General features: G+C 33.9%; 19 protein-coding genes. 11 read left to right on the plus strand and 8 right to left on the minus strand.

The window, feature by feature from the left end; genetic code table 11:
• Window positions 1-1252 (plus strand): peptide MFS transporter (locus K8V80_RS02620; RefSeq protein ID WP_276775270.1); only part of this gene is annotated, 1252 nt, incomplete at its 5' end.
• Between the two features lie 362 nt (window positions 1253-1614).
• Here the strand turns inward: K8V80_RS02620 and K8V80_RS02625 are convergent.
• The gene (locus tag K8V80_RS02625; RefSeq protein ID WP_006744338.1) at window positions 1615-1974 is read right to left on the minus strand and encodes a DUF3127 domain-containing protein; all 360 of its coding nucleotides are present in this window, start codon (window positions 1972-1974) and stop codon (window positions 1615-1617) included.
• A gap of 179 nt (window positions 1975-2153) precedes the next feature.
• On the opposite strand from K8V80_RS02625, the gene dnaN reads away from it, so the two are divergent.
• The 6 genes from dnaN to K8V80_RS02655 are packed head-to-tail and all read left to right on the plus strand — an operon-like array spanning window position 2154 to window position 9480.
• Window positions 2154-3278, plus strand: a complete 1125-nt coding sequence (gene dnaN / locus K8V80_RS02630; RefSeq protein ID WP_006744339.1) for a DNA polymerase III subunit beta — start codon at window positions 2154-2156, stop codon at window positions 3276-3278.
• A 24-nt stretch (window positions 3279-3302) separates the two neighbouring features.
• Window positions 3303-4073: a 3'-5' exonuclease gene (locus K8V80_RS02635; protein ID WP_276775275.1), complete on the plus strand. Its 771-nt coding sequence runs from the start codon at window positions 3303-3305 to the stop codon at window positions 4071-4073.
• A 4-nt stretch (window positions 4074-4077) separates the two neighbouring features.
• On the plus strand, window positions 4078-5274 hold the full coding sequence (coaBC, locus tag K8V80_RS02640; RefSeq protein WP_276775277.1) for a bifunctional phosphopantothenoylcysteine decarboxylase/phosphopantothenate--cysteine ligase CoaBC: 1197 nt from the start codon (window positions 4078-4080) through the stop codon (window positions 5272-5274).
• Window positions 5275-5303: 29 nt separating this feature from the next.
• Window positions 5304-6965 (plus strand): DNA repair protein RecN, encoded by a 1662-nt coding sequence (gene recN, locus K8V80_RS02645; RefSeq protein ID WP_276775279.1) that lies wholly within the window; start codon window positions 5304-5306, stop codon window positions 6963-6965.
• 18 nt (window positions 6966-6983) lie between these two features.
• Window positions 6984-7733: a 23S rRNA (guanosine(2251)-2'-O)-methyltransferase RlmB gene (rlmB, locus tag K8V80_RS02650; protein ID WP_276775281.1), complete on the plus strand. Its 750-nt coding sequence runs from the start codon at window positions 6984-6986 to the stop codon at window positions 7731-7733.
• A 43-nt stretch (window positions 7734-7776) separates the two neighbouring features.
• Window positions 7777-9480 (plus strand): serine protease, encoded by a 1704-nt coding sequence (locus tag K8V80_RS02655; protein ID WP_276775283.1) that lies wholly within the window; start codon window positions 7777-7779, stop codon window positions 9478-9480.
• Between the two features lie 106 nt (window positions 9481-9586).
• Here K8V80_RS02655 and uvrB read toward each other — a convergent pair whose 3' ends face one another.
• The gene (gene uvrB, locus K8V80_RS02660) at window positions 9587-11599 is read right to left on the minus strand and encodes an excinuclease ABC subunit UvrB (protein WP_006744345.1); all 2013 of its coding nucleotides are present in this window, start codon (window positions 11597-11599) and stop codon (window positions 9587-9589) included.
• A 7-nt stretch (window positions 11600-11606) separates the two neighbouring features.
• Window positions 11607-12902, minus strand: coding sequence for an NCS2 family permease (locus K8V80_RS02665; protein WP_006744346.1), 1296 nt, complete (start codon window positions 12900-12902; stop codon window positions 11607-11609).
• A gap of 478 nt (window positions 12903-13380) precedes the next feature.
• Here K8V80_RS02665 and K8V80_RS02670 point away from each other — a divergent pair, with 478 nt between their 5' ends.
• The 3 genes from K8V80_RS02670 to K8V80_RS02680 all read left to right on the plus strand — a co-directional run bounded on the left by K8V80_RS02670 (window position 13381) and on the right by K8V80_RS02680 (window position 15144).
• Window positions 13381-14199 (plus strand): outer membrane protein assembly factor BamD, encoded by an 819-nt coding sequence (locus K8V80_RS02670; RefSeq protein WP_006744347.1) that lies wholly within the window; start codon window positions 13381-13383, stop codon window positions 14197-14199.
• Window positions 14200-14217: 18 nt separating this feature from the next.
• Entirely contained in the window at window positions 14218-14559 is a 342-nt protein-coding gene (locus tag K8V80_RS02675) for a DNA-directed RNA polymerase subunit omega (RefSeq protein WP_006744348.1), read from the plus strand.
• 132 nt (window positions 14560-14691) lie between these two features.
• Window positions 14692-15144 (plus strand): DUF4293 domain-containing protein, encoded by a 453-nt coding sequence (locus K8V80_RS02680; RefSeq protein ID WP_006744349.1) that lies wholly within the window; start codon window positions 14692-14694, stop codon window positions 15142-15144.
• A 217-nt stretch (window positions 15145-15361) separates the two neighbouring features.
• On the opposite strand, the gene K8V80_RS02685 is transcribed toward K8V80_RS02680, so the two are convergent.
• The 5 genes from K8V80_RS02685 to K8V80_RS02705 all read right to left on the minus strand — a co-directional run bounded on the left by K8V80_RS02685 (window position 15362) and on the right by K8V80_RS02705 (window position 25278).
• A complete protein-coding gene (locus K8V80_RS02685) occupies window positions 15362-16609 on the minus strand; it encodes an LA_2272 family surface repeat-containing protein (RefSeq protein WP_006744350.1) in 1248 nt (415 codons plus the stop codon).
• Window positions 16610-16618: 9 nt separating this feature from the next.
• Window positions 16619-18277, minus strand: coding sequence for an AMP-binding protein (locus K8V80_RS02690; RefSeq protein ID WP_276775291.1), 1659 nt, complete (start codon window positions 18275-18277; stop codon window positions 16619-16621).
• 335 nt (window positions 18278-18612) lie between these two features.
• Window positions 18613-19041: an Hsp20/alpha crystallin family protein gene (locus K8V80_RS02695; protein ID WP_040310312.1), complete on the minus strand. Its 429-nt coding sequence runs from the start codon at window positions 19039-19041 to the stop codon at window positions 18613-18615.
• A gap of 169 nt (window positions 19042-19210) precedes the next feature.
• Complete coding sequence (locus K8V80_RS02700) at window positions 19211-22078, minus strand: PD-(D/E)XK nuclease family protein (RefSeq protein ID WP_276775294.1); 2868 nt, start codon at window positions 22076-22078, stop codon at window positions 19211-19213.
• Between the two features lie 14 nt (window positions 22079-22092).
• Window positions 22093-25278: a UvrD-helicase domain-containing protein gene (locus tag K8V80_RS02705; RefSeq protein ID WP_276775296.1), complete on the minus strand. Its 3186-nt coding sequence runs from the start codon at window positions 25276-25278 to the stop codon at window positions 22093-22095.
• Between the two features lie 273 nt (window positions 25279-25551).
• Here K8V80_RS02705 and K8V80_RS02710 point away from each other — a divergent pair.
• Window positions 25552-25790, plus strand: a 239-nt coding sequence (locus K8V80_RS02710; RefSeq protein WP_276775297.1) for a hypothetical protein, incomplete at its 3' end; no start/stop codon positions are given.

The following is a 25790-nucleotide window of genomic DNA, read 5'->3' on the forward strand; positions in this document are numbered from 1 at the left end:
AGGTATCTCTTGTTTTGCTCTTTTTGTAATTGCCTTTGGTAATGGGTTATTTAAAGGTAACTTACAAGCACTTGTAGGCCAGATGTATGATGATGAGAAACATGCACCATATCGTGATGCAGGTTTCAATATCTTCTATATGTTTATTAATATAGGATCTATATTTGCTCCAGCAATGGCTGTAGGTATTCGTAATTGGTGGGTATTGAAAAATGGTTTTGAGTATGAATCTAGTTTACCAGACCTTTGCCATGCGTTTCTAAGAGGAGACATTACTGCAGAAGGTTCTGTAAAATTGGAGCAATTTGCTCAACAAATGAATTTCTCTGGAACTATTGATCAATTTGTTAATGATTACCTAAACGTATTTACTACTGGTTTCCATTATGCTTTTGCTATTGCAATTGTAGCTATGGCTATCTCATTAGTTATTTATTTAATTAATAAGAATGGATTCCCTGATCCAGCTAAGAAGGCTGAAGATATCGCAAATGGTAATGCTACTAAAGCTCCAGATATGCCAATTCAAGAAGTTAGACAACGTATTTATGCTCTTTTAGCTGTATTTGCTGTTGTTATTTTCTTCTGGTTCTCTTTCCACCAAAATGGCTTAACATTAACATTCTTTGCTAAGGATTACACCGACTTGAGTGGCTTAAATTTCAATCTAGGCTTTACTACATTGAAGGGTGCTGAATTGTTCCAATCTATTAATCCTTTCTTCGTAGTATTCTTAACACCTATTGTTATGTCTGTGTTTGCATGGTTGCGTTCTAAAGGAAAAGAGCCATCCACAGCTAAGAAGATTGCGATAGGTATGGGTATTGCAGCTACAGCTTATGTTGTAATGTCTCTAGGTTCAATAGGTTTACCATTGAAATCAGAAGTTGAAGCTATGGGTGGACTTGACGATGTTCAGAGAGTTTCTCCTTGGTTACTTGTACTTACTTATGCTATCTTAACTACTGCAGAATTATTTATTTCACCTCTAGGTATCTCATTTGTATCTAAGGTAGCTCCTCCACAATTCCAAGGAATTATGCAAGGTCTATGGTTGTTGGCTACAGGTTTAGGAAACCAATTATTATTTATTGGTGCTATCTTCTACAATTCTATACCTCTATCATATACTTGGTTGATATTCGTAGGTGCATGTTGTATCTCAATGTTAATTATGCTATTTATGTTGAAATGGCTAGAAAGAGTTTCGGGCGAAACGAAAGAAGAAAGATTAAAAGCTGCTAAGCAGTAATCAATTTTAAAAACATATAATCAAAGGGTCGGCATTTGTCGGCCTTTTGTGTTTTAAAGAAGTAACTAAAAAGATGTATTATAGGTTGTTAGGTATTGCTTTAGGTGTGTCTTTAAGCCTGTAATCAAGTGACTCTCATTTTATCATGACACCGACATCGTAATGTCTTGTCGGTGTCATCGTATCCTCTTATCGGTGTCATGATGATAAGCTATTCTAGTAATCATGCAATGAATAAAACTCCGAATAGGATATTTATTTTGAAAAGGATTGGCTTTGGTCTTTTATCGGAGAAATAATATAAAAATAGGCTGTCTTCCTACTCGGATGACAGCCTATTTTTATTGTCTTTAAAAACAAAATTAGAATGGAAGATCGTCGTTGTTATCTCCTTGAAGGAAATCAGGAGCTTCTGTTGGAGCTGGAGGAGGAAGTGGTTGGCCAGGCATTGCAGCACCACGTTCTACTTTCCATGCACGAATACTATTGAACCAACGTCCTTGCCACTCTCTAGCATCGATATCAAATGAAACAGTAAGTTCTTCACCCATTTTTATATCAAACTGTTTTATTTTGTCTTCACCGAAAACATCAAAGCACATTTTTTTAGGATACATTTCGTTGCTTTCAACTACATATTCTTGTACCATCCATGGGTTGCCTACTTTAGATGTTCCGCTTTTAACTGGTAATACAGCTATTACTTTTCCACTAAATTCCATTATTTATTGTATTTTTAATTCTTGAGGCGAAGTTACAATATTTACCCTAAGTTAGCAATGTATCTTAGGCTTTTTCTATAGCTTAAATTATCACAGCCCAATCTTTTTTTGTAACTTTGTATAGTATTTTTAGATGAAAATTATAATTATAATAGATAATATTTTAACACTCAATAGATATGAAGTTTATCGTTTCGAGCGCTGCATTATATAGTCATTTACAAGCTGTAAGTCGCGTTATTAATAGTAAAAATGCATTACCTATATTGGATTGCTTCTTATTTCAACTTGAAAATGGTGTCCTTTCTGTAACGGTTTCTGACAGTGAAACAACTATGGAGACATCAATTGATGTTATTGAATGTGTAACTGAAGGGAAAATTGCTATTGCGGCAAAAACATTATTGGATGCATTAAAAGAAATACCTGAGCAACCTTTAACTTTCAGTGTTGATTCTTCTACTCTTGAGGTTACAGTTACTTATCAAAATGGACAGTATAGCTTAATGGGACAAAATGCAGATGAGTATCCTCAATCTGCAGCACTAAACAATGAATCTGTTAAATTTACTATGTCAGTTGATACTCTTTTAGCAGGTATTAATCGTACTGTATATGCTACAGCAGATGATGAATTACGCCCTGTAATGAATGGTGTGTATTTTGATATCACAACTGAAGATATTACTATGGTAGCCTCTGATGGTCATAAATTAGTACGCTGTCAGGTTCTTGATGCTAAAGGGAATGATAGAGCGGCTTTTATTTTACCTAAGAAACCAGCTAACTTATTAAAGAATATCCTACCAAAAGAACAAGGTGAAGTAGAGATTTCATTTGATGAGCGTAATGCTATTTTTGCGTTGGGTAATTATCACATGATCTGTCGCTTGATTGAAGGTAGATATCCAAATTATAACTCTGTGATACCGAAGGATAATCCTTTTAAAGTAACAGTAGATAGAGTTTCTTTTATAGGAGCTTTACGTCGTGTAGCTATTTTCTCTTCTCAAGCTAGTAGCTTAGTAAAACTAAGATTAAAAGATAGCTCAATGAATATTTCTGCTCAGGATATAGATTTTTCTACATCAGCAGAAGAAAATTTAGTATGCCAATATACAGGCACTGACATGAGTATTGGTTTTAAATCTACTTTCTTAATTGATATTTTATCTAACATATCTTCTGATGAAGTTGTGATAGAATTGGCTGATCCATCACGGGCTGGTGTGATTATTCCAGTGGAACAAGAAGAGGGAGAAAAACTACTTACATTATTAATGCCTATGATGTTAAACGACTAATAGGTTGCCAACACAAAAGATAAAATGAAATTAAACTTAAAAAATCCTATTGTCTTTTTTGACTTAGAGACAACAGGTACTAATATAAACTCTGATCGTATCGTTGAAATATGTTACTTAAAAGTACATCCTAACGGTAACGAAGAGTCTAAAACATTGCGAATTAATCCGGAAATGCCAATACCTGCAGAGTCTTCTGCTATACATGGTATTTTTGATGAAGATATTGCAGATTGTCCAACTTTCAAAGAAGTAGCAAAAAATATAGCTAAGGATATTGAAGGTAGTGATTTAGCTGGTTTTAATTCAAATCGTTTTGATATTCCTCTTCTAGCAGAAGAATTTCTTCGTGCTGGTGTAGATATTGATTTAAGTAAACGAAAATTTGTAGATGTACAAGTGATTTTCCATAAGATGGAACAACGTACACTTTCGGCAGCTTACAAGTTCTATTGTGACAAAAATCTTGAAGATGCACACTCTGCTGAGGCCGATACAAGAGCTACTTATGAAGTATTAATGGCTCAATTGGATAGATACGATGAATTGAAAAATGACATTGCTTTTTTATCTGATTATTCTAGCTATAATAACAATGTGGATTTGGCTGGGAGAATGATCTTTGATGAAAATGGAATAGAGGTATTTAATTTTGGTAAATACAAAGGCGTTCCAGTGTCAGAAGTACTTCAGAAAGATGCAGGTTATTTTGGCTGGATGTTGAATAGTGATTTTACATTGAATACGAAAGCTGAATTGACTAAAATAAAATTACGTGAATTAACAGGAAAATAAACCTATGTTGAAAGGTAAAAAGATAATTCTAGGTATAACTGGAAGTATTGCAGCCTATAAAGCTTGTTTAATTATTCGTGGCTTAATAAAAAAAGGTGCAGAGGTTCAAGTTGTAATAACTCCTGCAGGGAAAGAGTTTATCACACCGATAACTCTTTCTGCTTTAACAAGTAAACCTGTTATTAGTGAGTTCTTTGCTCAACGAGATGGTACATGGAATAGTCATGTGGATTTAGGTTTGTGGGCTGATGCTATGCTTATTGCTCCAGCAACTGCAGCCACTCTTGGCAAAATGGCTAATGGAGTAGCAGATAATATGCTTATAACTACTTATCTATCGGCTAAATCTCAAGTATTCGTAGCCCCTGCTATGGATTTGGATATGTTTGCTCACCCATCAACTCATCGCAACTTAGATATTCTTCGCTCTTATGGGAATATTATTATAGAGCCTACATCGGGTGAGTTAGCTAGTCATTTAGTCGGAAAGGGGCGTATGGAAGAGCCTGACCAAATTATCAATGTTCTCGAAAGGTTTTTTGAAAAAAAAGCAGATTTAGCAGGTAAGAATATTCTGATAACTGCTGGACCTACTTATGAGCAGATAGACCCCGTGCGTTTTATTGGTAACTACTCTTCGGGTAAAATGGGATTTGCAATAGCAGAAGAATGTGCAGAACGTGGGGCTAAAGTAACATTAATTGCTGGACCAGTTCAGCAAAAAACTACACATGCTAATATTACTCGTATTGATGTGCGTTCAGCTAAAGATATGCATGATGAAGCAGTAGATGCTTTCCCTAATATGGATGTTGCTATACTCTCTGCTGCTGTTGCCGATTATACTCCAGCTGACGTGTCTGCTACTAAGATGAAAAGGAAAGATGGCATCGAAATGAATTTGGAATTAAAACCGACACAAGATATTGCAGCGAAACTAGGACAGATGAAAACCACAAAGCAACATTTGGTTGGGTTTGCCCTCGAAACAGATCATGAGGAAGATCATGCTCGAAAAAAGTTAGTTAAGAAGAACCTTGACTTTATCGTGCTCAACTCTCTTCAAGATAAAGGTGCTGGCTTTCAGTGTGATACTAATAAAGTAAGTTTGATTGATGCTAGTAGTCGAACCGATTTCCCATTAAAAATGAAGTCTGAGGTGGCACAGGATATAGTTGATCGACTAGTTTCAATCTTATAATCTCTCATTGATTTAAATTATATTACAATATGCTTCGCTCATTACATATAAAGAACTATGCATTGATAGAAGAACTGCATATGAGTTTTGATGCTGGCTTCTCTGTTATAACAGGGGAAACTGGGGCAGGAAAATCTATCATACTAGGAGCTATAAATTTGCTTCTTGGTCAAAGAGCTGATGTGAAGTCTATTCGTCGTGGAGAAAAAAAATGTGTTATAGAAGCTGTATTTGATATCAGTAAATATAATATGAAATCCTATTTTAAGGAAAATGAATTAGAGTACGACGACGAATGTATATTGAGACGAGAGGTTCAATCTTCAGGAAAAAGTAGAGCATTTATTAATGATTCTCCTTCATCTGTTAGTCAGATAAGAGAGCTGGGAGAACAACTCATAGATATTCACTCTCAACATCAAAACCTATTGTTAAATAAAGAGGGTTTCCAACTGAATGTACTAGATATCATTGCTGGAAATGAGCAAATACTCTCAGAGTATGTACAGGTTTATACAGAGTGGAAAACCCTAGAAAAATCATTAAAAAAGCTCACCGATTTAGCAGAGCAAAGTAAAGCGGATGAAGATTATATCCGTTTTCAGTTAGAGCAATTTGCCGAAGCTAATTTAAAGGTAGGTGAAAAAGAATTGTTAATTCAAGAATCGGAAACCTTAGAGCATGCAGAAGATATAAAATCATCTTTATATAAATTAACTCAAATATTTGAGTCTGATGAAGTTGGATTACTAGCTTTGCTGAAGGAAGGATTATTAGAATTAAATAATCTGCAAAATATTTATCCAGAAGCAGAGGAATTAGCACAACGTATGGAAAGTGCTGTTATTGAGTTGAAAGATATTGCTCAAGAAATAGCAGATAAAAGCGAAAATGTTGTCTATAATCCGGAGCGTTTGCAAGAGGTGGAAAATAGATTAAACATTATTTATTCATTAGAGCAAAAGCATAGAGTCCAAAGTGTCGAAGAGCTTATGGCACTAGAGGAGGATTTTGTTACTCGCTTAAATGATATAACCTCTTATGATGAACGGATAGAAGAGCTAACGAATCAATGCGCAGTTGCCTTTGATAAAGCGAAGTCTAAAGCGGCACAGCTTTCAAATTCAAGAAAGATTGCTGCAATTAAAATTGAAAAAGACTTAAGCTCTCGTTTGCTCCCTTTGGGAATGCCTAATGTGCGTTTTCAAATAGAAATTAAGCAAAGAGAAACTTTAAGTGTGCATGGTGAGGATTCAGTGAGCTTCTTATTTTCTGCTAATAAGAATGGGGTTTTACAAAATATCACATCTGTTGCGTCAGGAGGCGAGATTGCGCGTGTAATGCTTTCTATTAAGGCTATGATTGCGGGTGCAGTAAAACTACCTACTATTATTTTTGATGAAATAGATACGGGGGTTTCTGGAGAAATAGCTGATAGAATGGCCGATATGATGGTTGAGATGGGAGGCTTAGACAGACAAGTTATAAGTATAACTCACTTACCTCAAATTGCAGCTAAAGGATCTTCTCATTTTAAAGTTTATAAACTAGATAATGAGGAGGAAACAATTAGTAATATTAAGAAGTTAAATAAAGAAGAACGAATCGAAGAGATAGCTAATATGTTAAGTGGTGCTACTCTAACAGATGCCGCTCTTAGCAATGCAAAATCATTACTTGGGTACAAGTAGTATAATAAATAAAAATACATGGTAGATAAAAGTGAAATAATCTTTGGTGTTCGTGCAGTCATTGAAGCTGTAGAAGCAGGTAAAGAAATAGATAAAATCTTAGTTAAAAAGGACATACAGAGTGATTTGTCTAAAGAATTGTTTACTGCATTACGTGGCAAAATGGTTCCTGTACAGAGAGTACCTGTTGAAAGACTAAATCGTGTGACTCGTAAAAATCACCAAGGTGTTATTGCTTATGTGTCTGCAGTAACTTATCAAAAGGTAGAAGATCTTGTTCCTTTCTTATACGAACAAGGAAAGAATCCTTTCTTTGTGATGCTGGATGGAGTGACGGATGTGAGAAACTTCGGAGCAATAGCTCGTACTTGCGAATGTGCTGGTGTTGATGCTGTTGTTATACCAATGAAAGGAAGTGTAAGCGTAAATGCTGATGCTGTGAAAACCTCAGCAGGTGCCCTGCATACATTGCCTGTTTGTAGAGAGCAAAGCTTAAATACTACAATCAAATATTTAAAAGATAGTGGTTTTAGAATTTTAGCTGCTACAGAAAAAGGTGACTATAACTATACGCAAGGCGATTATACCGGACCTATCTGCCTTATAATGGGATCAGAAGATAAAGGTATTTCTGCTGAGAACTTATCGCTATGCGATGAATGGATGACTATTCCTATTTTAGGGAATATACAATCCTTAAATGTATCTGTTGCTGCAGGAGTTTTAATTTATGAAGCTGTAAAACAACGTACACCAGATAAAGAATAGCAACCTGAATACGCCTAAATTCTAATCGAAATAAAACATATATATGAAACGAATACTATTTACTATGCTGCTTTGCTTTTGTGCATTGCAGTATGGTTTTTCGCAGGGCCCTAAATGGGTTACTAAAGCAAAGAAATCAGTTTTCTCAATTATGACCTTTGATAAAGACCATAATTTGCTGAAAACCGGAAATGGTTTTTTCATCTCTCCAACTGGGGTAGGAGTATCCGATTTTGATTTATTTAAAGGAGCTTATCGTGCAGTAGTAATAAATACAGAAGGGAAAGAAATTCCTGTCGAATGTATTTTAGGTGCAGATGATACTTATGATGTGGTTAAGTTTAGAGTAGATTTATCACTCGTGAAAAAAGTAGATTACATCGATTTAAATACTAGTAATATATCGATTGGTGATGAGGTGTTTGTTCTTCCTTACTCTGTGGAGAAAGATAGAGCTTGTACTCCAGGGAAGGTAAAGAAAGTAGATGTGATTCGAGATAATCATAAATATTATACTTTGGATTTACGCACTAGTACTAACTTGGTAAGTTGTCCTGTTTTAAATGCAAGTGGTATGGCAGTGGGATTATTGCAAAAATCTTTTGATAATTCTGATTCTATGACGTCTCATGCTGTTGATGCTAATTTTGTTGCAGGATTACAAATCAGTGCATTGTCATTTGATGATGTTTCTTTGAAAGATATTTATATTAAAAAAGGATTGCCAGAGCAAGAAGATCAAGCTCTTGTTTATTTGATGATGGTCAGTAGCAAATTACCTTTGAAAGAAATGGGTGGATTGTATTCTGATTTTATTAAACAATTTCCTAATAGCAGTGAAGGGTATCTGAAAAGGGCACAATACTTCTTGAATATAGCTGAAAAAAGTGATGATGTTTTATTTGCAGAAAATGATTTGAAAAAAGCATTAGAAGTATCTCCGACGAAAGATGCTATTCTTTTTAGTATTGCTAGACTGATTTTAAATAATCAGGGCTTAGAAGTGCTGAATGATTTGCCTAATTGGCAGGTTGAAACTGCTCTAGAAAGGATAGATGAGGCTATTCGCATTAAAGATGAAGCTATTTACACTCAGTTACGTGCCGAAGCTCTTACGCTTTTAGGTCGATTTGATGAGGCTTTAGATTGCTATTCTGTAGTGAATAAATCGGAAATAGCATCTCCTCTTTCTTTTTATAATACAGCTTTAGTTGAGAAAGCAAAAGGTTCAAGTTCAGATGTTGTATTGGTATTGTTAGATAGCTGTGTAAATCGTCTAGAAAAACCCTATAACTTTAGTGCTTCTCCTTATTTATTTGAGAGAGCTCAAGTATTAACCTCAATAGGTAAGCATAGAGATGCTTTAAAAGATTTAGATGAATATTACTATTCAGTTAATGGACAAGTTAATTCTGCATTCTTCTACTTTAGAGAGCAAGTTGCAGTCCAAGCCAAACTATTTCAACAAGCATTAGATGATATTGAATTAGCTATTCAGTTAGATCCTAATGAACCGATTTATTTGGCAGAAAAAGCCTCTATCAATTTAAGGGTTGGTAGATATGAAGTAGCTCTTGAGACAGTCAATAATCTTATTGCTTTAGATCCTAATTATGCCGAAGCATACAGACTTCAAGGTGTAGCCTATATGCAGTTAAAAGATGATAGAGCATGTGCTAGCTTTAAAAAGGCAAAAGAGCTTGGCGATTTAGTAGTTGAACAGTTGATAGACAAACACTGTAAATAAAAGAATTTAGTCTTGCTAAAAAATAGAAGGAGGGTGTCACCATTGCATTGGTTGCACCCTCCCTGCTTTTATATATCTTACTTAAAGATAGAATTTCATTATTGCTTTATACTTTTTCTTTGAGCATTTCTTCTAATTTGAATAGCTCATCTCTGTATTGTGCCGCTTGAATGAAATCTAAGTCCTTTGCAGCTTTCTTCATTAGTTTGCGAGTTCTTTCAATACTCTTAGCTAATTCATCTCTACTCATATATTGGACCACAGGATCTGCTGCAATATTAGGCATTTCTGGTTCTATATATGCTTTTCCTGATTCATCGTGGTATTCACCAAATACAGCTAGATTACGGGCCTTCTTAATTTGTTGAGGAGTAATATTATGAGCTTCATTATAAGCCAACTGTTTTTCCCGACGGCGATTGGTTTCATCTATTGTTTTTTGCATACTGTCTGTCATTTTATCAGCATACATAATGACCATACCATGGATGTTACGTGCAGCTCTACCCGCTGTCTGAGTTAAAGAACGATGTGATCTAAGGAATCCTTCTTTGTCGGCGTCTAATATAGCAACAAGAGATACTTCAGGTAAATCAAGTCCTTCACGAAGGAGATTGACCCCTATCAATACATCAAATAGGCCTTGACGTAAATCATCCATAATCTTCACTCGTTCAAGTGTATCTACATCACTATGAATATAATTGCACTTTACTCCATGGTTGAGGAGATATTCTGTAAGTTCTTCTGCCATTCTTTTGGTTAGAGTAGTAACTAGTACTCTTTCTTGACGTTCTACTCTAAGTTGGATTTCTTCCATTAAATCATCAATTTGATTCATGCTAGGACGAACATCTATAATAGGATCTAATAAACCCGTAGGGCGAATGACTTGCTCGACAATAACACCATCTGATTTCATTAACTCGTAATCAGCAGGAGTTGCGCTGACATAAATGACTTGTTTTGCCATCTCTTCAAATTCTTCAAACTTTAAAGGACGGTTATCCATAGCGGCAGGTAAGCGAAAACCATACTCTACTAAGTTGGTCTTTCTTGCTTTATCCCCTCCGTACATAGCTCTGATTTGTGGAATACTAACGTGACTTTCATCAATAACAATTAGAAAATCTTCAGGAAAGAAATCGAGTAAGCAGTAGGGCCTTGTTCCTGGTTCTCGTCCATCAAAATAGCGAGAGTAGTTTTCAATGCCAGAGCAGTGACCTAACTCTCGAAGCATTTCCATATCATACGTTACACGTTCATATAATCGTTTGGCCTCGTATGGTTTACCTATTTCCTCAAAGTAAGTAACTTGTTTTGTTAAATCTTCTTCTATCTGGTGAATGGCACTTAGGGTAGATTCCTTGGTAGTCATAAAAAGATTAGCAGGATAAATCTTATACGATTCATAATCTGCAATTGTAGCACCTGAAATAGGATCTACTTCTTCTATACTATCTACTTCATCATCCCAAAAAACAACTCTTAATATATGATCAGTATATGCAAGATAGATATCTACAGTATCTCCCTTTACTCGAAAGTTTCCACGATTGAGCTCAATGTCATTACGTACATATAAGCTGTCTACTAATCTTCTGAGAAATACATTTCTATTGACAACCTTGCCTTGCTCAATATCTATTACATTATTGTAGAAGTCTGCAGGATTTCCCATACCATAGATACAAGATACAGATGAAACAACTACAACATCTTTTCTTCCCGATAATAAAGATGAAGTAGCGGCCAAACGAAGCTTATCAATTTCGTCATTGATAGCTAAATCTTTTTCAATATAAGTATCGGAACTAGGGAGATAAGCCTCTGGTTGATAATAATCATAGTAGGATACATAATATTCTACGGCATTATTGGGGAAGAAGCTTTTAAACTCGCTATATAGTTGGGCTGCTAAGGTTTTATTATGGCTCAATATCAATGTTGGTTTATTGACATTGGCGATAACATTGGCTACAGTGAAGGTTTTTCCCGAACCTGTCACTCCAAGTAGTGTTTGTCCGGGAACGTCACTAAGGACACCTTCAGTTAATTCTTTTATGGCTTCGGGTTGATCACCCGTTGGTTTGTAATCTGATGTTAGTTCAAATTTCATGTATATATTATCCTATCGCTAATTTCAGTATGAATAGAATAGACAAGATATACATTGTTAGGGAAATTTCCTTGTGATGACCTGTAAAAACACGAATTACTACATAACTTAACATACCTAAAATAATACCATCAGCAATAGAATAAGTTAATACCATCATCAACATAGTCACAAAAGCGGGTAGGGCTTCAGATATATCGTTCAAGTCAATCTTTGGTATATTCCCAATCATCAATACACCTACAATGAATAAAGCTCCTGTTGTTGCAGCGCTAGGAATTAATAAAAACAGAGGTGCTAAAAATAGAGATAATAAGAATAATATAACTACTGTAAATGAGGTTAAGCCAGTTCTGCCACCTTCGCTAATTCCTGATGCACTTTCTACAAAGGCACCCACGGTAGATGTTCCACACATTGCACCAAAAGTAGTAGCAACAGCATCTGCAAGAAGTGCTTGTTTCATATTTGGGATATTTCCGTCCTTATCCATCAATCCACCTTTAGCAGTAACTCCAATCAGTGTACCAAGTGTGTCAAATAAATCCATGAATATCAATACAAAAACAACTACTATCATATCTAGTGACCATAGTTGTGAAAAATCGAATTGCATAAATGTAGGTTCTAGTGAGTGAGGCATAGATATAGGAGTAAAACTATCTGGTATCTGTGTTACACCCATTGGAATACCTATAATAGTACAAATGGCTATACTATAAAATAGGGCTCCTTTTATGCGATATTTCATTAAAATACCACTTAGTAGAATACTAATGACGGCTAAGATAGATATGGGAGTGAAATTGCCTAACATTACATAAGTGGCTTCACTAGGCATAATAATACCTGCATTTTTAAGACCTATAAAGGATATAAACATACCTATACCAGCTGATATAGCAAATCTAAGACTTAGGGGGATACTTTTTACTATGGCTTCTCGCACATTAAATAATGTGATGAGGATGAATACAATCCCCTCAATAAAGACAGCAGCTAAAGCTGTTTGCCAAGAAAGTCCCATTCCTTGTACAAGTGTGAACGCAAAAAATGCATTTACACCCATAGCAGGGGCTAATGCAATAGGTAGCTTAGCCAGTACTGACATTAAAAGAGTACCTACAGCTGCACTTAATGCTGTTGCTGTGAAAACTGCCTCTTTACTCATTCCAGCTTGTGACAAGATGTCGGGGTTGACAGCTAGAATATAAGACATTGTTAGAAACGTAGTTAGTCCGGCAACCAGTTCGGTGCGGACTGAGGTTTGGCCGTTGTAGCCAACTAATTTACCTAATTTCATGTGTAGTGTGGTTTGAAATACTAATGTGTTACAACGGGATGCAAAATTCGTTAATTATATTATGAAAAGCAAGGAAGAAACAGTAAATCGATAGAAGTTTAGACTGAGTATAGAATACTGTAAAAGTGAATTTTATCTCTTCAGGAATAATGAAATATTGAAAAGTTTTACATAGCCTGTCGTGAATAGAATAAATGAAGTATTTAATGTTCGTTTTATATCTAATTTGATAGTTTTTGTAAGTTTAACCTTTTTATAGATATAGCTAATTGAAACTTAGAATAGAATTAATAAGACTTAAATATTGTATTTATATATTATAGAAATTTGGTAAGAGTAATCAAAAAAACTATCTTGAATTTTAGACTAAAAAGTGTGGCTTTGTGCTGATTTAAAGAAGCTTGATAGCCACTATAAACACATAAAAATTGGTTTATTCGCTATAGAATAAGTAGATTTGCACATTATTAAAACTAGGATGAAGAAAAATATTATTATAACACTGCTTGCAGCAATCGTATTGTCCTCATGTGGTCAATATAGCAAACTTTTGAAAAGTAAAGACTACGAGTATAAGTATGAGGCTGCTAAGACATACTACGCAAAAGGTCAGTATAACAAAGCTTCAACTCTTCTTAATGAGTTGACGATGATTTTTAAAGGTACAGATAAAGCAGAAGAGTCTGTTTATCTTTTGGGAATGTGTTATATGAATCAAAAAGATTATACTACTGCAGCTACCACTTTTATTACTTATTATACAAGTTACCCAAGTGGTAGATACGCAGAGATAGCTCGATACCAAGCAGGAAAATCGTTGTATCTAGATACTCCAGAGCCTAGGTTAGATCAAACAAGTACTTATAAAGCAATTCAAGAATTGCACCTATACTTAGAAGAGTACCCTAATAGTGCTAGAAAAACTGAAGCAGAGGATATGATGTTTGAACTTCAAGAAAAACTAGTAAAAAAAGAATATTTAGCTTCGAAGCTTTATTATGACTTAGGTTTATATATGGGTAATAATTATCAATCTTGTATTATTACAGCTCAAAACACATTAAATGATTATCCATATACAAAACAACGTGAAGAATTGAGCGTTTTAATATTAAGAGCTAAATATGCTATTGCAGAGAATAGTGTTGAAGAAAAGAAAGATGAACGTTATCGTGATGCAATAGATGAATATTATGCATTTAAAAATGAGTTCCCCGAATCGAAGTATGTGAAAGAAGCAGAAAAAATATTTAAGAACTCTGTGAAAGAAGTTGATATAGACGGAATTAAGGACTAAAATTTAAGATAAAGATTTATGGATTACAAAAAATCAAAAGCTCCTACAAATACAGTAACTCGTGACCTTGTAGATTTATGGCAAGATACAGGCAATATCTATGAAACAGTTGCTATTATTGGCAAGCGCGCTAATCAGTTGAGTGTTGAGATGAAAAATGATTTAACAAAAAAATTAGCTGAATTTGCTGCAAGTCCAGATAAAGATAACTTAGAAGAAATTTTTGAGAACAGAGAACAAATTGAAATCTCTCGTTTCTATGAACGTCTTCCTAAGGCTAATCTTATCGCAACTCAGGAGTACATAGAAGGAAAAATCTATTATAGAAATCCTGCTAAGGAAAAAGAAAGAATTCAATAAGCATTAATCATGCTTTTTCTTTGAAAATATGCTAAAGTCAAGTAGTAAGTAATGAGTGTAAACTCGCTTTTATTACTTGACTTTTTTTATACTAAAATCGTTATTTACAATAACTAAATACACAAAATAACTATGATACAACGTATTCAATCAGTTTATCTATTATTAGTAACAGTGATTCTTGCTGTTAGTGCTTTTCTACCTTTGGGGTATTTTTCTACTGATGAAGGTATGAGTGATGCTGTATTCAAACCGCTAGGTTTGGCATTGGAAGATGGTACCTATTCTACTTGGGCTTTATTTAGTCTATTAATGTTGGGAGCCGTCTTAGCACTTATTACTATCTTTTTATTTAAAAATAGACCGATGCAAATTAGAATATCTATTTTCAATAGTATCTTGATTATAGGGTATTGTGCTGCTCTTATTTATTTTATATTTAAGCTTCAAAACACGTTTGATATAAAGTTCTTTATGAAATGGACTATCTGTTTACCTATAGTTGCTCTTATCTTGAACTATCTAGCAATTAGAGGTATTGGTAAAGATGAAGTATTAGTAAGATCTTATGACAGAATTCGCTAATAAATAGATATAAATTAACAAGGGAGAGTTTATCTTTAAGTATGATAAATTCTCCTTTTTTTATGTGGTTATTTATTGTAATTATTCTTTATAAGATGCGGCTTTTGAGTAAGTCATGTTATGATCATGACACCGACATGATGATAACATGACACCGATATGCAATGATCATGTCGGTGTTAAAGTAGATTCATATTTTCGTTTTATCTGAACTTTATTATATAGTATAAGCTATACCTCCTTCACAAAGAATCCCCTTTTTATAGGTTTGAGACTTACTATACCATCTCGTTGTTGCATAGCCACCAGTTGCTATAATCGCCCACTTAGAAGAAAATGCAACCTCAAGGTTTAGTCTGGCTTGTAGAGAATACATTCTTTTAGGGATACCTAAATTCTTATCTTTATTTTGAAAGGTGTTGATGTGTTGATACCCTAAATCACTCGATATATCGAAGTGTTTATTTAAAGAGAAGTGTACTCCTGTTCGGTAAGTTAATGCTCCAGAAAACTTATCGCTAAACTTGAGATAAGGGGTAGCAACTCCTACAATATTATAAAAAAGTTTATTTTTGAATCGCATAGCAGCATTCACTTTACTAAGATTTCCCCCATATAAAAGGATATCATACTTTGTATTCGCATTTAGATTAACAAGACCCAATTGCATACCTTTGAATTTGTCTTTGTAGTAGTTGATTACTCCTAATTGTAGTCCGTAATGCTTTATGCCTACATTCATAATCCCTATTTGAACACCATTCATATGCTCAGCATTGACATTAAGTAGCCCTGTTTGAAGTCCATTGAACTCATTTGAGTTTATATTTAAAGCTGCTATGGTAACTCCTTTAGTATTGTCTGACATATTGAGTAAACCAGCGATTGATAAACCTCGGATGGATTCTGTTAAGTTCATTATTCCCGATATAGCAACACCTTTCATATCTTCTCCAAAGATATTAGTAATACCAGCTAAAGCAATCCCTTGACTATTATAGCCGTTGAAGTTTCCTATTCCTGCAATAGCTATACCTTTTGAATCTATCCCTATTGTATTAAATAATCCTCCAAAAATTAATCCATGCTGAGATTCTCCCACAATATTTGCTAAACCAGCTAGGGTAATACCATTGGCATATTCGGAGTTGATAGTCATTAAACCAGCTATATTAACCCCGTATGAAGATTCTTTTGTAATATTAGTAAGTCCAGCCACTTGTAATCCTTTGGCTGAATGTAGAGTTGTATTGCCTATAAGGTTAATAGCTGCACCATGAAGTTTGTTCTCTGTCGAAAGAATACCAAGATTTAAATAAGTTTGTTGGCTTTCTTGAAGAGGTTGGGTGCTTACTTTATTCCAAAGGGATATATTAATCCCAGCACTTTTATTTTGGCTATAAACAACAACAGCAGCTACAAGTAGAGCTGCTGTTGTTAATATTCTTAAAAGATTATTTTTCATATTCTGATTTTATCCTTTAGCTTCTTGATATAAGAAACGCTTGATACTCTTTTTGGGAGTTTTTTCAAACTCTTCAGGATATACCTTCATTTTAGAAAGCTGACAATATTTTGGAAGCATTTCATTAAGGATAACTCTGTTTTCCTCCATGATACGTTCAGCATCTTCTGGTTTTAATCCATTAGCAAACATATCATTGAAATCAGGATAAACTAAGCCTACCAAGCGTTCATTTTGTTGAACAACAAGACTCTCTGCTACGTAAGGTAAGTTATTTAATTTATCTTCTATCTCTTCTGGATAAATATTTTGACCACTAGAACCTAAAAGCATGTTTTTACTTCTTCCTTTTATAAAGACATTTCCTTCTGCATCAATTAGTCCAAGGTCGCCTGTGTGTAGCCAGCCATCTTTATCAATAGCAGCTTTTGTAGCTTCAGTGTTTTTATAGTAGCCTAACATCACATTTGCTCCTTTACACACTATTTCACCAGCAATATTTTGAGGATCAGATGAGAGTACTTTTACTTCCATACGAGGAACTGCTTTACCACAAGATCCCATGGCAAATTTTTCCCACCATTCGTAACAAATGATTGGACCACATTCGGTCATGCCATATCCTACAGTGTAAGGGAAATTTATTTCTTTTAGAAATTCTTCTACTTCCTGATTGAATGCAGCACCACCTACAATGACTTCTACAAAGTTTCCTCCAAAAGCATCTATTACGCTTTGTCGGATACTAGCTTTTATCTTATCACTGATGAAGGGTAATTTCATTAAGAATTTCATTCCAGGTTTTTCCAATTTAGGGAAAACATTTTTCTTCATGATTTTCTCAATGATGAGAGGAACTGCTACTACTAGATTGGGCTTAATCTCAGAAAAAGCTTGAAATATAACCTTTGGGGTAGGCATTCTAGTTAAGAAGAAAATTTGGCATCCAGCAGCAAATTCATATAAAAACTCAAAAGCCATTCCATACATATGTGCCATAGGTAGCATTGATATGGTTTTATCTCCAGGTTTTAAGTCAAGTGATTCAAAGGCAAATAGTACATTAGACCATAAGCTACGGAATGGAAGCATGACACCTTTTGAATAGCTAGTTGTACCAGAAGTATAGTTGATGATGGCTAACTCTTCAGGTTTATCTTGGTAATATTTTATATGTTCAACTCTAAAGTTCTTCGGATATTTTTTTCCAAAAAGTTCGTTTAGATGCTCTCTAGCTCTCGTTAGCTTTTTACTTCTTGAAATAAGTAATGAATGATCATTCATTAATATAATACCTTCAAGCAAGGGCATTGCATTTTCATTTAATCCTTCCCATACCACATCTCCTACAAAAAGAAGTTTTGCTTCGGAATGATTAACTATATTGTGAACATTATCTGCTTTAAATTCGTGTAAAATGGGAACTGCAACTGCACCATAAGTTAAGGCTGCCAAAAATGTTACTCCCCAATGCGAACTATTCTTTCCACATATTGCAATTTTATCACCTTTTTTTACGCCACTCTCTTCAAATAAGATATGTATCTTTTCAATCTTTCGGGCTACATCTTTATATTGTAGTGTAGTTCCCTTATAATCTGTCAGGGCGTCCAGGTCCCAATTGCTTTTTATGCTCTTTTCAATGTAAGCAATAAAACTTTGTTCCATTATTTGCACATTAGTTGATAATCTGAGCAAAGATACCGCTTTCTGCGTATAGTACAAATAAATTTATGATAAAACCACATGCTTATGGGGGCTAAATATTGTATATTAAAGCTATAATTAATCAATTTTAGAGGGTGTTTGTAATATATAACTACCTAATATATAAGTATATATGACTTAATCTATGTAGTTGAAAATGAAACTTTATCTCTTCTTGTATGAAAGTAAAAAACAAAGAATTAAAATGAGTATAGTAAGGCATTTCTTTGTTTTTTAAAGCAAAAAAGGTCACCGAACTTAATCGATGACCTTCTTTGTAAATTACTTTATATGGGTTATTCTATATTAATGATCTTCTCTGACTTTCTAACTTCAGATTCAGTTAGTTTGGGTAAATCTATTTTTAAAATACCGTTATCAACTTTTGCTGTGATCTTTTCTTTATTTATACTGTCTGGCAAAGCAAGTCTTTGATTAAAGCTAGCGTAAGAAAATTCACGATGGATGTAACGACCATCTTTGTCTTCGTCTTTCTTTTCTTCTTGCTTTTCCATAGCAATAATTAAATTATTATCATCAAGACTTATTTTAAAGTCGTCTTTAGTCAAACCTGGTGCAGCAACTTCTACTTCATAGCAATTGTCTTTTTCAACAACATTAATAGCAGGTGAACTTGCTGCTGGTGATCTCATAATCCAATCATTGTCAAAGAAGTCATTAAAAATGCTTGGTAACCAACTGTTATTTCTTCTTTCTGGTAACATAATCATATCTCCTTTTTTTAGTTTAACATAAAGTTTTGTAGATTGATTTACAACCAATCTACTATAGTAAGTGCAATTCTTATGCCATGAAGATATTATGTCAATAAGTTGATAGTAAGTGACTTAATGTCATTTTGAGAAGGTTTTTATATGAATAATTGTCAGTTGTTTATCTTTTACATAATCCTTTGAAGTCACAATATTGGCAAGTTTCCGGGAATTCAGTTTGGGTAAAACAGATATCTCTTTCAAAAAGATCTTTGATCAATTCTTGTAGTTTGTTCTTAAATTCATCTTCTACCATTTTGAAATTGGTGATAGCTATCTTCTCTTTCCGAGGTTGTCCCATCTGTATAACAGGGGAATAATCTTCAGCTGCTGCCCTATGAATGTATAAAAGTGATGGGGCTACTTGATATTTTACTTTATTGGAAACAATACTTGCGTATAGAAAAGTTTGGAATACATAGTTGGGTCTATCTATAGCAGGTTCAAAAAGCTGACTGATGTCTTGTGGCGTTTTCGCAGTCCCACCCGTTTTATAATCTACTATCCTTAGAATTCCCTCTTTTAGATCTAAACGATCAATATTTCCTCCAATCTTTATTGAATACTGTCCAGAGGGTGTGCTAACAGTCATTTGTTCTTCAACAGTCTTTTCCATTCCAACTATTTGGAAAGGTGCATATTCTAAATCATGTTTTAGAAGTTGTTCAATATAAGAACAAATAACTCTTGAGTTTACAAGTTGTATTCCATTGTATTCAGGTTTTTGTGTCTCATCTATCTTAAAGAAAAGTTTTTTAAAAGCGTTGTCAATATGTTCTTGTATTCTTGGTTTTATCTTTAATAAAGCTTGTATATCCTCTTTTTTAATCCAACCTTGGCGATCGGCAAGGTCTTTATAAATTGTTTCGGCCGCTCGATGAAAAATACTTCCAAATAGTGCGGCATCTATTTCGTCAGATACTTCATTTGGAGCTTTTAGTCCAGCTATATATCTATAATAAAATTTCAGTTTACAATCTAAATAAGTATTTAGTGCTGAAGGTGATAATATCGCCTTTTCATGGTTAGGTAAACTGATGTCATATCTCTCTTTTAACTTTTGAAAGACTTCTGGTGTTTTATCAAATTGGATATCAGGTGTAGTAGTGAGTGCATGACACGCTTCAATGTGTTTACGTTCAATACTATGAGGCCACTCAACTAGTAGCTGAAGCATAAATCGTGATATTTCTCCTTTGTTTAGTCCATCAGAAGCTGTATTATAGATTAAAGTAATATTTTCTGCTCTTTGAATAAGTCTATAGAAGTAGTAAGCATATACTGCATTTTTATGTTCAATAGTAGTCATCCCAAAGGCTTTCCTTAAATTATAAGGAATAAAAGAAGATTCACTCACCGATTTTGGCAACTGTCCTTCATTTACTGATAGCATAACTAAGTTTTTAAAGTCTAGATTACGAGTTTCTAGTACACCCATGACTTGCATACCTATTGCTGGCTCTCCGTGGAATGGAATATTAGCAGAACTTAAAACTTTATCAATAAGATGCTTTAAAGTAGATATTTTAATTGGTAACTCTCCGCTATCAATGAGTCCATAAATTCGATTTATTAAAGTATAGGCTTTAAATAGTGATTCTCTATATAATTGATCAAAAACGTTTTCTTCTTTTTCGTCTTTTCTGTACAAAGGAGTGCATAGCTCTATTATTTGAATAAGATATTTACAGAAGTCTGTCGTTGTTAGTTGTGGAGAAAAGAGCTGCTCAAGAAAATCATCTTGTTTTATTTGGCTAGGGTATAGATAGAACATGTTTTTATCTATAATAGTCTTTTCTAAATCCTTGGCAGTAGTTGATAATTGACGAGTATATGGATGTTTTAAAACAGCTAAGATGGATTGATAATTATAGTATCCTTGTTTTGCATTATACCCTTGGTTTTGTAATTCCATTAATGCCTTAATTAAACTGCAAATTGGAGTTTGAGCAAGAGGGAATCCCATTGTAATGTTTAAATTCTGTACTTTACTTGGAATAGAGTGCAGAACAGGTAGGAGTAGAGCTTCATTACATAAGACCACAGCTGTTTCTTTCTCTTTTTCTCCTAAGTTGTTTTCGATCCACTGTGGTAGAAAGCGTGCTTGTGCAGTTTCTGTAGATGAAGATATATAAGTTATTTTTTTAGGCTTATTCAATTCATTAAAGCATTCGGGGCTTAACTGATTAGGGAATAAATCTAAATTGCGATTGATGAAGACTCCTGCTTCATGAGTAAATCCTTTATATGAAGTATAGAATTGATCGTAGTCCCAGTAAAACAATGCTCTATCAGCATCTCTCAACTTCTCAAAGAATAGAGATTCTACTTTGTTTAATACGTTAAAACCTACAAATACATAATGATCATATTGTAAGTCGTTGGTATCTAGTTGCTCTATATTATGTCTATAGAGCATACCTTCATAAGCTATCTTTTCTTTAAATAACTCTTCTTTAAAAGATGTGTAAATATTACCTAGTTTATCCCATAAGGAGATAAAACGATCTTTTAATATAGTACGCTTTTCAAGTGAGAAGTTATCGAAAAACTGTTGAATGGCAGCTTCTTGTTCTTCATCAAGAAACTCATACGTATCTACAAGATCTTTTAAATCTTTAAGATTGGTAAATAAGTTCTCAGCATCTACTCTGTTTTTATCAATATCATCAAAGTCGCTAAGAAGGAGTTCTCCCCAGAAATAAAAATCATCAAGAGTTTCTTTGCTTTCCGTGTGTTTTTCAAACACATTGTATAACATAGAAATAAGTTTTATATCATCACCTATTTGAATGTCAGATAAAGATTGTAGTAACTCACTAATGCTATGGTAGCTCGGGGACCATATCGGTTGCTGTGATTCTAAAGCAAGGTATTCATTAAAGAATAAACTAGCACGTTTATTGGGAAAGACAATAGCTACTCGTGATAAGTTATTACCTAATTTAGAATATATATCGTGTGCTACTAATTGTAGAAATGTTTTCATAATCTTCTTACTCTTTAATTTACTTGTTCTATTTTATCCTGTTTAACATACCAAATGTATCCTTCAATGGCTTCATAACCCATTTGTTGAAGTAGTTTCATATATTCTTTTACTTGAGCAATGTATAGTTTTTGTTTTTTACCAAATTTAAAATCAATAACTATAGCCTTATTATCTTTTACCATTACACGATCTGGCCTACGAGTTTCTAAGTGTCCATTTACATTGTATATAATAGCACATTCAGAGAATAACTCCCATTTATCTGAATACCAATCTTGAATTTCTGGTTTCGAGAAAGCTTCTGAAGCAATATTACGGATCTTCTGTTCATCCTCTGCAGTTCCGATGAGTCCATCAAATTGGAGTTGGCGTATAGCCGGTTCAATGTCTTTAAATGAGTTTATTTGGGAGAATAGTTCATGTAATAGATTACCCCTACTAATGAAACGCATTGGAGATTCCTCTTCATCCAGTCCAAGTATAAAATCTTTAGAGCGATTGGATTGTTTGAATTCAAAATCATGAGGCAAAGATTGCATTTTTACTTCTGCTTTGCTTGATGAAGCTAAAAATACATTTGAACTTTCTTTCTTTTTAAATCCCTTTGAAGGACAAATTTCGCCAAACTGGTAAGAGCTTTCTAGATCCCAATCTACTTCTTGATTCTTAGCTATTATTGGTAAACAAGTTTGAATTAATCCCGAAATACTTTTGTTATCATTGTCTTTACAAAATAAAAATAAATTACTTCCTGAACGGGTTAAAGCCACATAAAGTAAATTCAAATTATCTACCCAGAGTTGTAGCCTTTCGTGTAAATAATCTGGTCGATAGATGGACTCAGCCATCTTTTTACCATAATTAATGGGTACAATATCTAGTTCACAGAAAGGTTTATACTCTGGTTTGCACCAAAGTAATTCATCATGTCTGTCTGTTTCTATAGGCCAATCACAGAAAGGAATTAGTACGGTATGAAATTCAAGTCCTTTGGATTTATGAATGGATAAAATTCGTATTCCTTCTATTTCTCCACTAGGTATAGTTTCCCCCGACATTTTATCATCCCAATACTTAATAAAGTCATCAATTAAAGAGGATTCAGTTTGTAGGTAATTAATAAGTTTGTCAAAGAAAGAGAATAGATAGGCATCCTGATTTTTGATTTTATCTAACTCAAAATAGAGGAATAATTTTTCTAGTAGTTCATATAAAGGTAATTCTCTCAAAATATCCATTTCTTGGATGAATTTCTGAGGTAATAAACTCTGTAAATCATCTGCCAATAATATCTCATCTGGAGAGAGCGTTGTTTTAATGATGTCCTTCTGATAGGCAAGTACTAAATTAGCATTTATAATTTTGTTCTCAGGATCTGATAAAAAGCGTAAAGCATCAATTAGTATATTTAAGGCTTGGGAGGAATCTAAGCGGAAAGCCTCATCTGAAACTACAGATATATTTAGTGTCTGTGTAAGATAATCTGCAATAGCAGGAATATTCTTATTCTTTCTAACGAGTATTGCAATATCATCATAGCTAACTCCATGATTTTTTAATCTCTCTATTTCTCTTCTAAGGGCTTCTAATGTCTTGCTGAGATAGTCTTCTGCTGAATTATTTTCTATGAATTCAATTTGTGCAAAACCTTTATGCTCTGTCTTAGGTGATTCTTGCATAACATCGGCATAAGCATGTTCTAGTTGTTCACAAGATTCGTTGAGTTCTGCTTCATGTCTGCTGTTAAGTTCTGCAACTAAAGCGGGAAAAAGAGTATTGTTAAAACGAATTATATTGCTTTCGCTTCTTCTATTTATTTTTAAAGTCTCATTTTGGATAGGAAAGTTTTCAAATGTACTGTCTTCTGCTCCTAGTTTATTCAAAATAGACCAATCTCCATTTCTCCATCGGTAGATAGATTGTTTAACATCGCCCACAATTAAACTATTAGCTCCTTGCGATAGACCCTCGAGTAATAATAACTTAAAGTTATCCCACTGCATTTTACTAGTGTCTTGAAACTCATCTATCATAATGTTGTGAATAGATGAACCTATTTTCTCAAAGACAAAGGAAGAATCTCCATCGTTTATCAAACTTCTTAATAAAGCATTAGTATCTGAAAGTAGGAAGCGATTATTTTCTTTATTAAGCGTTCTCATCTCTTCATCAATATGAGCTAGTAGTTGGAGCTTATTAAGATGATCTAAAGAGAGTTGACAGCTGTTTACTAGAATGTTATTTTGAAGACGAAGCTTTTCAGAATCTTTAAGGAGGGGGATGAATTGAGAAGAAGCGATTGATTCTATTGTGCTGGCCTGTGGTGAAGTTTTCTTTACCCACTCATCGGGAGAGCTCATAAATTTTTCAACAGATTGATTTCTGATGTCATCTGTAAGGATGCCATTATTTAGTTTGTTGAAATAGCTTTCTATTCGATTACCATACTTAATATCTTTAACAGTGATACCATTTTCCTCTAAAAGACTTTGAAACTGGTCATGAAAACCTTTCATCTGTTCAAGTGCTTCTTTTTCTATTTCTCTTAATGATTTTCTATAAGATGGAATTACTTTAGGATTCTTGAGTTTTTTTCTAAGTTCTGTTCCTTTGTCAATGTAATCTTCATTTAAAATATTTCTTCCAAAGCCTTTTACTTCGTCAGATACATCCCATCTTTTATTGTCGGCAATTTTTTCATCTATATAGTCCAATAACCATTTAAGTATGATTGAGTTGGGTTCTAATTTTTCAATCATACTATCCACAGCATTCCCTAAGACTTCTGTACCATTTAACTCTACATTTAAATTAGGGCTGAGTTCTAGTTCTCTGGCTAGATTTCTCATTATTGACTGAAAAAAAGAGTCTATGGTTTCCACCCTAAATCGGCTATAATCATGTAGCATCAAAGTAAGTGCTTCTCCTGCTTTTTCTCTGATTTCTTCAGCCGGAAGGGATGTGCGTTCTATGAGTACATTTAAATAGGCGTTAGAGTCGGAGTCAGATTGCCATATGCCGTATAGCTGGCTAAGTATACGCTCCTTCATTTCTGCTGTTGCCTTATTGGTAAAAGTAACGGCTAGTATCTCTCGGTAAGCTTGAGGATTTGTGATGAGTAATTCTATGTATGATACAGCTAAGGTAAATGTTTTACCTGATCCTGCTGAGGCTTTGTATACAACGAGTTTGGACATAATAGAATAGATTTTGTCTTTGATTTTATAAAGTAAATAAAGTAAATCATAAAGCCAAAGGTTGGCGGTTGTGAATTAAATATGGTCAGATTCATACAAATTTAAGATAATAAATAGATAAAAATAAAGATTTACAATAATGTATTCATGAATAATAATCTGCTTTCATGTGATTCATCATGATCAATTTTAAGATATTTCAAAGGTTTACCTTATGAATCCTTGCTTTAAATATTTTTTAACTATATTTGTTTTACTTGAAAATCATAATCTTTGAAAGAGAGCAATAGCAATAATAAAAATAAAATTTGGTTCGCACGTTGGGCTAAAACACCTTGGGCTGTATTTCGTAGCTTAGGGGTAGTGGTGCATATCCAAAATATGTCTATTACTGCGTTTAAAGACACACTTCTTCAACAACCTGGGTCGAATAAGAATGATACAATTCGTTTTTTTACTATTGATTCTTTATTAGGATTACTTCTTGATTGGGACATACCTTGGGAAGAGGA

Origin of the sequence: Bacteroides coprosuis, from assembly GCF_020741705.1 — a bacterium.
GTDB classification, from domain to species: Bacteria; Bacteroidota; Bacteroidia; order Bacteroidales; family Bacteroidaceae; genus Bacteroides_E; species Bacteroides_E coprosuis.

Bases quoted from the DNA above. Each gene is read 5' to 3' on its own strand.
- K8V80_RS02675 (WP_006744348.1), top strand. From the start codon at position 14,218: ATGGATTACAAAAAATCAAAAGCTCCTACAAATACAGTAACTCGTGAC.
- K8V80_RS02635 (WP_276775275.1), top strand. From the start codon at position 3,303: ATGAAATTAAACTTAAAAAATCCTATTGTCTTTTTTGACTTAGAGACA.
- K8V80_RS02655 (WP_276775283.1), top strand. From the start codon at position 7,777: ATGAAACGAATACTATTTACTATGCTGCTTTGCTTTTGTGCATTGCAG.
- coaBC (WP_276775277.1), top strand. From the start codon at position 4,078: ATGTTGAAAGGTAAAAAGATAATTCTAGGTATAACTGGAAGTATTGCA.
- dnaN (WP_006744339.1), top strand. From the start codon at position 2,154: ATGAAGTTTATCGTTTCGAGCGCTGCATTATATAGTCATTTACAAGCT.
- rlmB (WP_276775281.1), top strand. From the start codon at position 6,984: ATGGTAGATAAAAGTGAAATAATCTTTGGTGTTCGTGCAGTCATTGAA.
- K8V80_RS02680 (WP_006744349.1), top strand. From the start codon at position 14,692: ATGATACAACGTATTCAATCAGTTTATCTATTATTAGTAACAGTGATT.
- K8V80_RS02625 (WP_006744338.1), bottom strand. From the start codon at position 1,974: ATGGAATTTAGTGGAAAAGTAATAGCTGTATTACCAGTTAAAAGCGGA.
- K8V80_RS02695 (WP_040310312.1), bottom strand. From the start codon at position 19,041: ATGTTACCAGAAAGAAGAAATAACAGTTGGTTACCAAGCATTTTTAAT.
- K8V80_RS02690 (WP_276775291.1), bottom strand. From the start codon at position 18,277: ATGGAACAAAGTTTTATTGCTTACATTGAAAAGAGCATAAAAAGCAAT.
- K8V80_RS02665 (WP_006744346.1), bottom strand. From the start codon at position 12,902: ATGAAATTAGGTAAATTAGTTGGCTACAACGGCCAAACCTCAGTCCGC.
- K8V80_RS02700 (WP_276775294.1), bottom strand. From the start codon at position 22,078: ATGAAAACATTTCTACAATTAGTAGCACACGATATATATTCTAAATTA.
- uvrB (WP_006744345.1), bottom strand. From the start codon at position 11,599: ATGAAATTTGAACTAACATCAGATTACAAACCAACGGGTGATCAACCC.
- K8V80_RS02705 (WP_276775296.1), bottom strand. From the start codon at position 25,278: ATGTCCAAACTCGTTGTATACAAAGCCTCAGCAGGATCAGGTAAAACA.
- recN (WP_276775279.1), top strand. From the start codon at position 5,304: ATGCTTCGCTCATTACATATAAAGAACTATGCATTGATAGAAGAACTG.
- K8V80_RS02685 (WP_006744350.1), bottom strand. From the start codon at position 16,609: ATGAAAAATAATCTTTTAAGAATATTAACAACAGCAGCTCTACTTGTA.
- K8V80_RS02670 (WP_006744347.1), top strand. From the start codon at position 13,381: ATGAAGAAAAATATTATTATAACACTGCTTGCAGCAATCGTATTGTCC.